Here is a 13,718-nt window from a genome sequence, read left to right as displayed (position 1 = left end):
GGGGCCCGCGGCCGTGAGCGCATAGCGGAAACCATGAAACAGAAAAGTGATGTCGCACCGGAGCAAACGGCAAAGCCAGGGGATCAGACAAGCTTCACCAAAAGCTACCTGAATATTCAAGAACAACTCACAGAACCCCAGATCACCTTACCTTCTGCCTCTTCACCAAATACGCCTGCAGCACCTTCTCAATAGGATCCCGCAGGTCAACCGACACCAGATCAATCCGGTACTGCCCACAGCGCAGCTTCAGTTCGTTCTTAAACTGCCGCATAGCCGCCACGTAGGTTTCCCGCAGCTCGGCCGGCTGCACCTTGACTTTCTCCCCGTTCTCCAGACCAATAAAGGTAAAGGGGCGGTCAGGGAACTGGAATTCCTCTTCGGTCTCGGCGTGGGTGAAATGGAAAAGCAAGACTTCGTGCTGCTGGTGGCGCAGGTGCTGGAGCGCCAGAAAAATCTCATCCAGCTGCTCATATTGGCTTAGCAGGTCACTGAACAAAATCACCAGCGATCGCTTGGGGAGCTGCTGCGCCACATGGTGCAGCATGGCGGCCACTTTGGTTTCCTTCTGCGGGGGGGCCGGCTTCTGCAGCTGTTGCTGCAAATGCAGGAGCAGCGTATGCAGGTGGGCCCCGGTTGATTTAATGGGGGTCTGCAACTCAATGACATCAGAGAAGGTGGTGAGGCCTACCGCATCGCGCTGTTTTTGCAGCAGGGTGGCCAGCGCCGCCGCACTCAGCACGGCGTAGGCAAGTTTGCCGTAGTTGGCGGTGGGGTAATACATGGACCCGGAGACATCCAGCAGCAGCTGGCACCGCAGGTTGGTTTCCTCCTCATACCGCTTCACAAAGAGCTTATCTGTGCGGGCAAAGACTTTCCAGTCCATGTGGCGGGTGCTCTCGCCGGAGTTGTAAAGGCGGTGCTCTGAGAATTCAACGGAAAACCCGTGGTACGGCGACTTGTGCAATCCGGTAATAAACCCCTCTACCAACCGCTTGGCCAGAAACTCCAGGTTCTTCAGGTGCCGCACACTGTCTAGGTCAACCGTTATTCTGCTCATGCTGTTTCTTTTCTTTCTTCTGTAACGCCAGTGCCTCCTGTTTACTTATACGGGTAAGCCGCACCTGCCCCATTCCCTTCCCATAAATCTTCAGCTCTTTGGCCGCCACGGTAGAAACGTCAATGATAAACCGTGATTTACGGCTCATGCGGTCATTGATCCTGACCACCACACTCCGGCCATTCTGCAGATTTTGCACCCGTACATACGAGTGCAAAGGCAGCGTGGCATGGGCGGCAGTGTAAGATTTTGGGTTGTACGGCTCCCCGGTGGTAGTCTTTTTTCCATTAAATGAAGAAGCGTAATAAGTCGCTTTTCCCTTTTGCGGCGTAACGCCCGCTGCTGAAAAATACGGCAAGAAGCAGAGAATGAGCAGGATAATGCGGTTTATCACGGCAAGGAGCCCCTCTTGGAACATTAGTACATTCGAATTTAACTATTAAAATTAATCTTAAAAATTTTTAGATATGAAACAGTTCTTTTAAATTGGCTACCTCAAATACTTTAGGAACCCTTCAAGTTATGGTGGAAGAGAACAACGACAAAGCAGAAATCTACTCGCAAAGAGTAAGAGCAGGAAAGCGCACCTATTTCTTTGATGTGAAGTCAACCCGCTCCAATGATTATTATCTGACTATCACAGAGAGCAAGAGAAAGTTCAAGGATGACAACTACTCTTACGAAAAGCACAAGATTTTCCTGTACAAAGAAGACTTTGCCAAGTTCATGGAAGCGCTGCAGGATACCGTTAACCACGTGAAAGGCGAATTGTTATCTGAAGAGGCACTGGCTGAACTGGAACGTCTGGAGCATGCTGAAACAGAAGCCGCTGTGGATGAAGAACTGAAGTGGGAATAGTCCCGCTTTCAATTCTCCCCAAGCTCATGCCTCGCGTGAGCTTTTTTTATGCCTTCCCGGTTCCTGTTTCCGGGCTGTTTTTGCTAAAACAGGCAGAAACCGCTGCATCCCCTCTTTTCTGTTTTTGACCTGATTTTCTGAAAACAACCCCAAAACGCCTCTGCCCCTGTGCGGTATGGGGCTTTTCTCCCAGACCGGGGCAAAACCAGATCCTTTCTTCCGGCCAACGCTCATTCAAAAGGGATTGCGTATATTTGCGGCCGTTTCAGGCGGTGCCCTGCTCAGCGCAGGGAGCCGCCAAACACAGAATTTTCACCTGAACTTATACCAACCTTATTTATATGGGACTTCGTTGCGGAATAGTGGGTTTACCAAACGTGGGCAAATCTACGCTATTCAATGCTTTGTCAAACGCCAAGGCAGAATCTGCCAATTACCCTTTCTGTACCATTGAGCCCAACGTGGGCGTGATCACCGTGCCAGATGAGCGCCTCCAGATCCTGGAGGAGCTGGTGCACCCTGAGCGGGTACTACCCACCGTCATGGAGTTTGTTGACATTGCCGGCCTGGTGAAAGGCGCCAGCAAGGGCGAAGGCCTGGGCAACAAGTTTTTGGCTAACATCAGAGAAGTAGACGCCATCATTCACGTGGTGCGGTGCTTTGATGACCCTAACATTGTGCACGTGGCCGGCGGCGTAGACCCCGTGTTTGACAAAGATGTGATTGACACAGAGCTGCAGCTGAAAGACCTGGAGTCTATTGACAAAAAAATTGCCAAGGTGGAGCGTACCGCCAAGTCTGGAGACGCCAAGGCGAAGAAAGAGTTTGCCTCGCTGCAACGGTTCAAGCAGCACCTGGAAAGCGGCAAAAACGCCCGCTCCCTTGATTACTCAGAAGAAGACCTGGAATCTGTAGAAGATCTGCAGCTGCTCACCATTAAACCGGTGATCTATGTAGCCAACGTAGATGAGGAGTCTATCCTGACCGGCAACAAATTCTTAGACGCCCTGCAAGCGCACGTGAAAGAGGAGAACGCCGAGGTGGTGGTGATCTCTGCCGCCATTGAGGCCCAGATTGCTGATTTCACAGATGCCGAGGAGAAAGAGTTGTTCCTGGGAGAGTACGGCTTAACAGAATCTGGGCTGAACCGCCTGATCAAAGCCTCTTACGCCCTCCTGGACCTGATCACCTACTTCACCGCCGGGGTAAAGGAAGTACGCGCCTGGACCATTAGAAAAGGCTGGAAGGCGCCGCAGGCGGCCGGGGTGATTCATACAGACTTTGAGAAAGGCTTTATCAGGGCTGAGGTAATAAAATTGAAAGACTACCAGGAGTATAAAACCGAGGCTAAAATCAAAGAGGCTGGCAAAATGGCCCTGGAAGGCAAAGAGTACGTGGTGCAAGACGGCGACATTATGCACTTCAGGTTTAACGTCTAAGACCTAAGTATAGCAATTGTTATATAACATAATACAAAGGAGAGCCCAAACGCTCTCCTTTTTTTATAAATATTCATAAATAATCTGTCTAGGGCCACTCAAGGCAAAACTTGGTATTTGGCCTGTAAAAAGCCTTCTACCAGCAAATCAGGCCCTTCTTTTATAAATTTTAACTAGTTCACCTTCTGCCATTTACACGCCCTTGCATTTTATTTTTTCAGTGAAAAGGCAACATTTTATTCTAAAACATGTAAATATGGGCATTACACTATATTCCAATTACTTTAAAACTATGAAGAAATCATTACTTAAGGCATCCATGGTAGGCGCGTTCCTGCTGTCTATGGGTGCCACCCCTGAAACTTTCGCACAGTCTGCTGATAGGCCCTGGGGACTCTCTTTATACGCGAATGCCATTCAGGCACGTACCAACCTACGTAATGACATCTGGGACATGAGTAACTCTACCTGGGGCGGCGGCCTTGGGATCAACCGTTACCTGTCTCCTTCTTTTGATGTCGCTTTACAGTTGAACTACTTCAACATGAAGCAGGAAGGAATGTACAACTTCAACGGCACCAACGGCATGTCCCGTTTTGACGATGAAGTGGGTACCGCCAACCTGGGCTTAAAACTCAAGTTGAACAACGGTAAGATCCTGAATGAGAACGCCTTTATTCAGCCTTACCTGTTAGCCAGCGTAGGTGCCCAGTATGCCAGTGTAGAAGCCTACTACCCTACCGGCTCCACCCCAGCCTCTTATGATGAGGGCATCCTGCGCATGAACTATGCCGCCGGGGCTGGTATCAACTTCAAAATCTCAGACAACTTCAAAATCTTTGCCCAATCTACCTTCAACTATCCATCTACAGATTTGCTGGACGGGATCAAGGTGCAGGGTACTGACGAGTTGAACGACCGCTACTTGCAGCACCAGTTTGGGGTTTCCTTCGGTTTAGGGAAAGCCAAAGACACAGACGGTGACGGCGTTTCTGACAGAAGAGACGAATGCCCAGACACCCCTGCCGGTGTACAGGTAGATAAAAAAGGATGTCCGTTAGACGGTGACGGTGACGGGGTTCCAGATTATCAGGATCAGTGCCCAACCGAAGCCGGTACTGCTGCCCTGCAAGGCTGCCCAGACAGAGACGGTGACGGTATCAGAGACTCAGAAGACGAGTGTCCAGACCAGGCCGGTACTGCCGCAACCAGGGGTTGCCCAGATGCAGACGGTGACGGCGTAGCCGATAAAAACGACCAGTGCCCAGGCACCCCAGCCGGTACTCAGGTAGATGCCAACGGTTGCCCAGTGGTACTTGACAAAGACGGAGACGGTGTGAATGATGACGTTGACCGTTGCCCAGACGTAGCCGGTTCTGCCGCTAACATGGGTTGCCCAGGCCTAGACGCCGCTGACAGCACCTACATGGCCCGTGTTCCTAAGATTGAGTTCGAATTCAACAGAGCAGTACTGAAGAAAACTTCATACCCAACTCTTGACAGAATCTCAACCATGTTGAACAAGTATCCGCACTACAACCTGCGTATCTCTGGCCACGCTGACCACATTGGTTCTAACGAGTACAACCAGGAGCTTTCTGTACGCCGTGCCGAAGCTGCCAAGTCTTACTTCACAGACACCAAAGGCATCAGCTCTGACCGTGTGATCACAGAAGGGTTTGGTGAGGAAAGACCAGTGGCACCAAACACCACCAACGCCGGCCGTGCCAGAAACCGCCGCGCTGAGTTCCGTCTCTTCATCCAATAAGTGAATAGACTGCGTTAAGAAACAGAAATGCCCCGCCGGTTGGTGGGGCATTTCTGTTTTATACCCCTATGTGCCTGGCTTTGCCTTCCAGGGAACTTCATGCAAATTAAACCGTTTAACCAGGCTGCTGTTTTCGGGCTCCTTTTGCAAAAACAGCCCGAAAACGGAAATATTGTACCAAGGTGCTGGGGTATAGAGAACTGCTCCTGGCGTTTGTCATGGCAGAATAGATAGGGGTTTCTCTCGGCTGGTGTATGACCTGCTAAGCGTTGAGCCAAGGCAAACTACCTACTTGTCTCTCAAATGAACCTGCCGTTGAATTAAGTTAGTGAGGAGTACTTGCTGTTGCCGTTCGCCTCCTTTTGCTCCCCGCAGGACCAATAAATGTACCTAAAGCTCAACAAGTTACTATACATTGGTGCTCTGCCAGCTAAAAGGCTAATCTTTTAAAGATGAAGACAAAACAGCGGTTATTCTATCTTTGCTCAGATTGCCCTCTTTCGGTTGAGGTCACATCACACATCAACTTACGTTACTATGGCTAAAGTAAAGGCCCCGGAAGTATGGCTGCGCGGTCCGGTGGCGAATATCCCGCTGCTGCTGCAGCCAGTAGCGCATGCCCTTCTGCAGGCCAAAGAAGAACTGGAGGAATACCTGCAGGAATTTTCTGATGACCTGCTGTGGCAGAGACCTGCCGGGGTGGCTTCGGTTGGTTTTCACTTACAGCACCTGTGCGGAGTGTTAGACCGGCTTTTGACGTACGCCCGCGGTGAAGGCCTGCAACAGGAACAGTTGCATTACCTTTCACAGGAAGGCATTCCTCCCCAGCAAAAGGTCACTGTTCAGGAGTTGTTGGGGGCGTTTAACCTGCAGGTTGACTTAACGTTGGCCCAACTTACCCAAACGCCGGAACCGGAGCTAACCCAACCCAGAGGGGTAGGCAGGGCACAGCTGCCGTCTACGGTGCTGGGGTTGCTTTTCCATGCCGCCGAACATACCCAGCGCCATGTGGGCCAACTGCTGGTAACGGTGAAAATCCTGCAGGAGAGAGCTGCCGGTTAACAGACGGAAGTACCTGTTCGCTTTTTTCCGGGAGGCAAACGGCTTTGGTGAGAATCTGCCCCCGCGCTTTTATCCGCATCACACGGTTTAGCAAGGTAAAAAAAACGTTGGCAGAACCCTATTCTGGCCCTCACCGCTAACAGATACAGACATGCTGTACATCCTGTTGCCCTATAAAAACAAGAAGCGCCTGAAAAATCAGGCGCTTCTTGTTTTTAAGCAGTTTTCAGAAAAACAGCCCGAAAACAGAAATTAGTTATAGTTGGGCAGCAGGTTGTACACTTCGCCGTACTCCAGCATCTGCTGGGTAAAGTTGGCAGGGTACGTAATCAACACATCTACCACTTTGCCGTCTTTTACCACCGGTGAAAGCTTAGGTTGGATAAAACCGGCATACGGGGCAATATTCAGTTTGCTGTAGCGCTGCAGTACCTCTTTGTGCAGGGCAGGGTCTACTTTCACGCCGTAGGTTTCCACCAGGTTCTTGGCGGCGTTGTAATCCCCTTCAGAGGTAATGCGCTGGGTCTCCCGCAGAAGCTGCCCAAAGAGGGTGCGCAGCTTCTGGTAATCATTGATTCTGAAGTACGTTTTGCCGTCACGGGTCACTTTCTCAATCACCTTGTCTTTCTGGCCTTTCTCGTACACCCAGCCAGCCACCATCTGGCGGTTGCGCATGTGGGCTTCCTCCAGGTGCTCCCCGGGGGCCAGGCGCGAGAGCTGGGTCATCAATCCGTTTCTGATGTAGCCATCATATTCGGCCTTGCCGGCGTCTAAAGAAGGCATGACCCCAATCTGCACCAGCTTGGGGTCCATCACATAATAAAGCGCCACTAAGTCAGCCCGCCCCTCTTCTATGGTGCTGGCGTAGCTTTTCAAAGTTTCTTTGGGCGTGCCTACGCCAGGGTTGATCTGGCCAGAGGCGTGGCCAATCACCTCGTGCATGTCAGTGTGCAGGTCACTGGCCAGGGAGCCGTACTTCTTGGCGCGGTCAATCTCTTCCGGCGAGAACGCAAACTCAGAAAGGGCGCTTCCGCCGGTGTTGGCAGACTCATTGTATGCGTGCACAATATTGCCCAGGTTCACTGACTTGGAACCGTGCTCTTTCCTGATCCAGTTGGCGTTGGGCAGGTTGATGCCAATGGGCGTAGACGGGGCGGCATCACCGGCCTCTACCACGGTGGTAATCACTTTGGCGGTAATGCCTACCACGTTCTTCTTCTTGTGCTGGGGCAGCAGCGGCGAATTGTCTTCAAACCACTGCGCCTGATCCCCAATGGCTTTGATGCGCTTGGTGGCCTCTTCGTCTCTGAAAGAGACCACTGACTCATACGCAGCCTTGATGCCCAGCGGGTCACCGTACACCTCAATGAAGCCGTTGACCACATCTGTCTTGGAATTCACATCATTCACCCAGGCAATGTTGTACTCATCAAACACTTTCAGATCACCGGTGCGGTAGTACTGGGCCAGTTTCTGCAGGGCCAGACGCTGCTGGTCGTTCTCGGCCACCGGAATCGCCTTCTCCAGCCAGAACACAATGCGTTTGATGGCGGCGTCATACATGCCGCCCACTTTCCAGACCTTCTCCACCAGTTGGCCGTTTTCTTTGACTACTTTGGAGTTGAGCCCGTGGGAAACCGGGGTGAGGTCTTTCTTATTCGACTTCTTCGCGTAAAAATCCTCTACCTCCTTCTGGGTTACGCCCTCATAGTAATTGTTGGCCGAAGTGGCGATCAAATCCTGCCCCGCCGCCTGGTTCACGCGCTTGGGCGCAATAGTGGGGTCAAAGAGAAGGGGCGTTATCCAGTTGATAAAGGCCTCTACGCTTTCACCCGGCTGCAGCGGAAGCTGCCGGGCTGGCACTTTTTTGATAGACTCGGCCAGAAAGGCCTGGCTGAACTCAGGCACCAGCTTATTGGTGGAGTAATGGTGATGGATGCCATTAGAGAACCAGACGCGCTTGGTGTACTCCATCAGCTTTTCCCAGTCTGGCGACGTGGAGCGGTCTCTTTTGTTCGCCACAAGGGCGTCTAAGGTGCGGCGTATGCGCAGGTTGTGCTTATAGTTCTGGTCATAGATGATGTCACGGCCAGAGAGAGCGGCTTCATAGAGGTAATAGAGCAGCTCCTTCTGCTGCGTGGTGAGCTCCTCAAAGCCCGGCACGCGGTACCGCAGAATCCGGAGGTCGGCGAACTGGTCTGCCACGTAGGTAAACTCGCCCTCGGTGACTTGCGGGGGTGAAGACTGGGTGACAGAGACCATTTCCTTCGCCTGCACCGCTGAAGCGGTGGCAGAGGCGGTACTGGTACTGGAAGTGGTATTTTTGGCACAGCCCCCCACCAGCAGTGATGCCAGTAAAAAAGCTGAGGCTGCAGAACGTTGGTGCTTCATTCTATTGGGTTAATTGATAAGATCTTAAAAATAGCTAATATGTGTTAGTCTGGCAAAAACCAGTCCAACCTGCCCCAGGCATAAAACCTGTTTTCGGCCTGTTTTCAGAAAAACAGCACGCCCAAACCTACGCCCTGTAAGTAGCGCATCTCTGTGGTAGTGACACGGGGTACTGCTGCCTTCGCCACAAAACTGCCATACGTTTGATTTTAGCCCGGATTACCAGAATGGCTTTAGCAACTTCTACCAGAGCTGAGGGTATAAGTTCCTTTGGAAGTCTCTTCTAGTTGTAACTCAGCGGGATGTGGGGCTTTCCTTCTTCTGCCAGATTGGTTACATTGGTCCTAAAAAAAGCCATGGCCGCCCTTCACCAGTTGCTAAACGAATACGCCGAGAGCCACCGCAACGGCACGAACAAAACCATTCACTGGATCTGTGTACCCGCCATCATGATCAGCCTGGTGGGGTTGATCTGGTCTATTCCGGTACCGGCTTTCTTCCTGGAGCTGCCCTTTCTGCTTAACTGGGGCATTCTGTTTGTGCTGGCGGCCATGGTCTACTACCTACTCCTCTCTCCGCGGCTGGCGGCGGGCATGGTTCTGGTGAGCGCATTCTTTCTCTGGGTGGTTTACCAGCTGGACAGGGTGCCTTCCGTCCCGCTCTGGGCTATCTGCCTGCTGATTTTTATTGGGGCCTGGGTGGGGCAGTTCATTGGGCACAAGATAGAAGGCAAGAAACCCTCCTTTCTAAAAGACCTGCAGTTCCTGCTCATTGGCCCGGTGTGGTTGCTGAGTTTTATCTACCAAAGGCTGGGCATTCCCTATTAGCCATTTCTGTTTTAGGGCTGTTTTCTCAAAAACAGCCCTAAAACAGAAAATTCAGTCTCGTTCATAACCAAAGAAACTTTCTGACTTTGAAACAAAAACTTTACAAATCCTTTAAGCTAGTTACAGGTTGCCTGGCTACCTTTGCCCCGCCTTTAGAACGTGAAAAGAACAGTAACCATATTACTCCTGGTGGTGATGCTGACCCAAGCATTCAGCAGGCTTTTCATTTTGTTAGAGTACCAGGCCAACAAAGACTTCATCACTAAGTTTCTCTGCCTTAACCGGGAAAAGCCCCAACTGCAATGTAACGGGAAATGCTACCTGATGAAGAAACTCAGGAAGGCGGAGCAGACCGAGAACAACTCTAACCAGAAGCGCCAGAAACAGAAGCAGGAAATCACCTTGTTCTACCAGTCACTGGCCTCCTACCCCCCGGCGTTCGCACATAAAGGTTCAGCCTTGCCCCTGGCTCTTTTAGAAGGCAAACCCAGCGGGTCTTTGCAGGCCATCTTTCACCCGCCCCAGACGGCAGTTTAGAAGTAAATGCCACCAGGTGAACCCTGGTGGGCCTGGCTGTGCCTCCCACTTTTGGGGCACGGCAGATTTTCTATTTCTATTCCTGTCAATCCAGTTCTATGCAAAGATATTTTGCTTGCCTCATGCTCTGCATGACGCTGGCCCGCTATGCCCATGCCCAACACACGGTGCAGGGGCGGGTGATAAACGCCTATACCAAAGAAGCCTTAGTGGGTGCCACGGTGCAAAGCCAACCCAGCGCGCTGGCTACCAGCACAGACCAGGCAGGACGGTTCACGCTGTCTGCCAGCCAACCGCAGGAGACGTTGGCGGTCTCCTACCTGGGATATTTTCCCCAGCAACTTCCCGTGCAGGGGCAACCGCTGGTAGTGGCCCTGGTGCCCGCTGCCAGCCAGATCAACCAGGTGGTGGTCTCTGCCAGCCGGGAAGCACAAAGCCGCACAGAGGCGCCGGTGGCCATCAGCAGCATCTCCGCCCAGGTATTGCATGACACCAAAGCCACCACGCTGGACCAGGTCCTGAACAAAGTGAGCGGCGTGTACATGGTGAACCTGGGAAATGAGCAGCATACCATGGCAATAAGGCAGCCCATTGGCTACAAAAGCCTCTTTCTGTATCTGGAAGACGGCATTCCCATTCGCGCCTCCGGCGATTTTAACCACAATGCCCTCATTGAGATCAATCAGGCGGCCCTTAAGAACATTGAAGTGATCAGAGGCCCGGCTTCTTCACTGTACGGGAGCGAGGCCATTGGCGGAGCCGTGAATTTTATTACCCTGGCCCCATCGCCCGTTCTGTCTGCCAAAGTACAGCTGGAAGCCAGCAACCAGGGCTACCGCCGCACAGACTTTAGCGTGAGCAACACCTTAGGCAAAGTGGGGGTGTACGCCGGCGGCTACTACGCGGCGCAGCGGGACGGCCTCATCAGCCACAGTGATTTTGACAAGCTGGCCTTCACCCTCAGAACCGACTACCAGATATCGGCCCGCAGCAAGCTCACCACCTCTGCCACGTGGGTGGATTATACAACCGACCAGACGGGCGGCCTGGACAGTACCCGTTTCTTCAAGAAGGAATACAGCAGCCCGCACACGTTCACCTACCGCCAGGTGGAGGCGCTGCGCATAAGGAGCACGTTGGCGCATAGCTGGGATGCCCAAAACCAAACGCAGGCCACTTTGTTCTTCCGGCAGAATGCCATTGGGCAGAATCCGTTTTACGCCATTGCCAATGTCTCTGGGAACCCGCGCAAGGCAAAAGGGGAAATCAATGAAGACGCGTTCACCAGCTACGGCATTATTGCCCAGCACAGAAAACAGGTTTCCTTTCTCAACGCCAGCCTCATAGCAGGAATAAGCGCTGATTACAGCCCGGCCACCTACACCGCCCGGTTCCTGGACATTGACCGCAGCGAAGGCGGAACCTATACCGGCTATACCGCCAAAGATTCACTCCTGACGCATTATGCAGTAGACCTGCTGAACACCGCCGTCTACACCCAGGCAGATATCTCACCGGTAGAGCGCCTGAAACTGGTGGCGGCGCTCAGGTATGACCGGCTGGACTATGCCTTTGACAATTACCTGCCGCCTTCTTCTTTCACCGGGGCGCCAGACAAAACCGATGGATATCATCAGTTCTCGCCCAAGCTGGGGCTGACGTATGACTTTGGGAAAAGCAACGGACTTTATGCCAACTACAGCGTAGGCTTTGCCCCGCCGCAGATCACTGAACTGTACCGGGGCGTGCAAGCACCTACCCTGCAACCTTCTGATTACAGAAGCTATGAGCTGGGCGGCTGGTGGAGCTTCTGGCAGCAGAAAGCCTATCTGGACCTGAGCGTGTACCAGATGGACGGGACCAATGAAATCATCTCTGTGCGGCTGGCAGACGGCACCTACCAAAATCAGAATGCCGGGCGCACCCGACACCGGGGCTTGGAATTTACCTTGCAGGCCTCCCCGGTAGAGGCGTTAACGCTCAGGGTAGGCGGCACCTACGCCCGGCACTGGTTCCGGCATTTTGTGGAGCGCGGCCAAGACTACTCCGGCCATGAGATGGCTACCGCCCCCAGGTACATTGGCAATACAGAAATTACGTACAAGCCTCTTTTCCTGCCCGGTCTGCGGCTGAGCGCCGAATGGCAGCGCGTGGGCCGGTACTACATGGATCCTGCCAATTCTGAGACGTACCAAGGCTACCACCTCTTCCATGCCAGAATGGGGTACGCTTTTCACGGGGTGGAAGCCTGGGTGAACGTAATCAACCTCACCAATGAGCTTTACGCCACCACCGTTGACAAATTCGCCTATGGCAAAAGCTACCGCCAGGGCGTACCCAGAACCTTCACGGTTGGGCTGGGCTATCAGTTCACGGCCAACGGTAAGCAGCTCTAAAACACTTCTTCTTTTTTCTGTTTTTCGCTGTTTTTGGAAAAACAGGCCGAAAACAGCCTTTACCATTCACTTTATCCCTTTCTGAATAACATGAAACCAATCTATAACTATCAACCTGTCCTGTTACTTTTTCTCGCCCTGCTGGGGGTGGGTTGCCAGCAGAAGCCGGCCCAGGAGGAACAAGCCGGCCCGAAGAGGATTTCCCTGAACCACCTGAAAGCCTCCAGCCCCTACCTCACCAAAGACCACAAGGGTAACCCGGTGCTTAGCTGGGTGCAGGCGCAGGATACAGCCGGCCATTATCTTTTGTACTATGCCCGCTCCACTGACCAAGGCCACACCTTTGCCCCACCCCAGGCAATTCCCACCTCGGCCGGGGTGTATCCGCATGACGAAAACTTGTCTAAACTGGTCTTCAAAGCCAACGGCGACATCTTAGCGGTCTTTGCCGTTCAGAACCCGAGTAACCAAAACAGCTACGCCGGCCTGGTGAGGTACACCCAGTCATTTGACAGCGGAAAAACCTGGAGCCCCGCCCGGCAACTGGCGCAGGACGCAGAGAACAGCATAGATGAACGCTACTTTGACCTAGCCCTTTTGCCTTCCGGCGAAGTGGCCGCCATCTGGCTGGATTCCCGCAAGAACACGGTCAAAGAAGGCTCCAGCCTCTACTTCTCCTCCACCAGCGGCCGGCAGGGCTTTACCTATGAGAAAGTGATTGACCGGCAACTCTGCCAGTGCTGCCGCACAGATTTGTTTGTAGACGGTAGAGGCCACCTGCATGCAGCCTACCGCGCCATCTTGAATGACAGCATCCGGGACATGATGCACCTGGTGTCAACAGACAACGGGCAGACTTTCCAACCCCGCGAGCGCATTAGTGTAGACAACTGGGTCATCAACGGCTGTCCGCATACCGGGCCAACGCTGGCCTGGACCAGGAGCGGGCTGCATGCCGCATGGTACACCATGGGCGGCGGAAGCGGGGTTTTCTACACCCACAAACCCCAGGCGGGTGCCTTCGCGCCGCGGGAGGCGGTAAGTACGCTCGCCTCAGCCAAACACCCGCAGCTAGTGAGTTTTGGAAACGAACAGCTGGCCCTGGTTTGGGATGAGCAGGTGCCCCAGGCAAAACCGTTCCGGGGCCGCATTGGGCTGCAAGTGAGAGACGCTACGGGCGCACCAGTGCAGCAATCTTTTATAACGGCAGACACCGTCAGTGCCAGTTATCCGGTGGTGGTGGGAGTGGGTGACTCTCACCTGCTGGTGGCCTACACCCAGAAACAGGGAGGGGCCAGCGAGGTCTGGTATCAAAGGCTAGAGGGGAAAGGGAAAAAATAACTACGTTGCGTTTTCGGCCTGTTTTCTGAAAAAAACAGG

At 53.0% G+C, this 13,718-nt stretch carries 11 protein-coding genes; 8 read left to right on the top strand and 3 right to left on the bottom strand.

Annotated elements, in window-relative coordinates; translation table 11 throughout:
• Positions 1-142: 142 nt before the first annotated feature.
• Positions 143-1,060 carry a DUF58 domain-containing protein gene (locus A8O25_RS15035; RefSeq protein WP_066836332.1) on the bottom strand — a complete coding sequence of 306 codons (918 nt, stop codon included), beginning with the start codon at positions 1,058-1,060 and terminating at the stop codon, positions 143-145.
• Positions 1,041-1,454: a septal ring lytic transglycosylase RlpA family protein gene (locus A8O25_RS15030; protein ID WP_161947758.1), complete on the bottom strand. Its 414-nt coding sequence runs from the start codon at positions 1,452-1,454 to the stop codon at positions 1,041-1,043. Before A8O25_RS15030 ends, A8O25_RS15035 begins: the two co-directional genes overlap by 20 nt.
• A gap of 131 nt (positions 1,455-1,585) precedes the next feature.
• On the opposite strand from A8O25_RS15030, the gene A8O25_RS15025 reads away from it, so the two are divergent.
• The 4 genes from A8O25_RS15025 (at position 1,586) to A8O25_RS15005 (ending at position 6,187) form a co-directional block, all read left to right on the top strand.
• The gene (locus tag A8O25_RS15025; RefSeq protein WP_066836373.1) at positions 1,586-1,918 is read left to right on the top strand and encodes a DUF3276 family protein; all 333 of its coding nucleotides are present in this window, start codon (positions 1,586-1,588) and stop codon (positions 1,916-1,918) included.
• 341 nt (positions 1,919-2,259) lie between these two features.
• Positions 2,260-3,357, top strand: a complete 1,098-nt coding sequence (ychF, locus tag A8O25_RS15015; RefSeq protein ID WP_066836327.1) for a redox-regulated ATPase YchF — start codon at positions 2,260-2,262, stop codon at positions 3,355-3,357.
• Between the two features lie 292 nt (positions 3,358-3,649).
• Positions 3,650-5,125, top strand: a complete 1,476-nt coding sequence (locus A8O25_RS15010; RefSeq protein WP_074987987.1) for an OmpA family protein — start codon at positions 3,650-3,652, stop codon at positions 5,123-5,125.
• A 537-nt stretch (positions 5,126-5,662) separates the two neighbouring features.
• Positions 5,663-6,187, top strand: coding sequence for a DinB family protein (locus tag A8O25_RS15005; protein WP_066836323.1), 525 nt, complete (start codon positions 5,663-5,665; stop codon positions 6,185-6,187).
• 252 nt (positions 6,188-6,439) lie between these two features.
• Here the strand turns inward: A8O25_RS15005 and A8O25_RS15000 are convergent, their stop codons facing one another.
• Positions 6,440-8,578 (bottom strand): dipeptidyl peptidase 3, encoded by a 2,139-nt coding sequence (locus tag A8O25_RS15000; protein WP_241499045.1) that lies wholly within the window; start codon positions 8,576-8,578, stop codon positions 6,440-6,442.
• A gap of 356 nt (positions 8,579-8,934) precedes the next feature.
• On the opposite strand from A8O25_RS15000, the gene A8O25_RS14995 reads away from it, so the two are divergent.
• From A8O25_RS14995 to A8O25_RS14980, 4 genes are all read left to right on the top strand, one after another.
• Positions 8,935-9,405 carry an Mpo1 family 2-hydroxy fatty acid dioxygenase gene (locus tag A8O25_RS14995; RefSeq protein WP_066836321.1) on the top strand — a complete coding sequence of 157 codons (471 nt, stop codon included), beginning with the start codon at positions 8,935-8,937 and terminating at the stop codon, positions 9,403-9,405.
• A 159-nt stretch (positions 9,406-9,564) separates the two neighbouring features.
• Positions 9,565-9,942 (top strand): hypothetical protein, encoded by a 378-nt coding sequence (locus A8O25_RS14990; RefSeq protein ID WP_153042767.1) that lies wholly within the window; start codon positions 9,565-9,567, stop codon positions 9,940-9,942.
• Between the two features lie 98 nt (positions 9,943-10,040).
• On the top strand, positions 10,041-12,338 hold the full coding sequence (locus A8O25_RS14985; protein ID WP_066836361.1) for a TonB-dependent receptor: 2,298 nt from the start codon (positions 10,041-10,043) through the stop codon (positions 12,336-12,338).
• A 90-nt stretch (positions 12,339-12,428) separates the two neighbouring features.
• Positions 12,429-13,679 carry an exo-alpha-sialidase gene (locus A8O25_RS14980; RefSeq protein ID WP_153042766.1) on the top strand — a complete coding sequence of 417 codons (1,251 nt, stop codon included), beginning with the start codon at positions 12,429-12,431 and terminating at the stop codon, positions 13,677-13,679.
• Positions 13,680-13,718 lie beyond the last annotated feature (39 nt).

Source organism: Rufibacter ruber (assembly GCF_001647275.1).
GTDB classification, from domain to species: Bacteria; Bacteroidota; Bacteroidia; order Cytophagales; family Hymenobacteraceae; genus Nibribacter; species Nibribacter ruber_C.
This window is presented reverse-complemented; position numbering and strand designations above follow the sequence as displayed.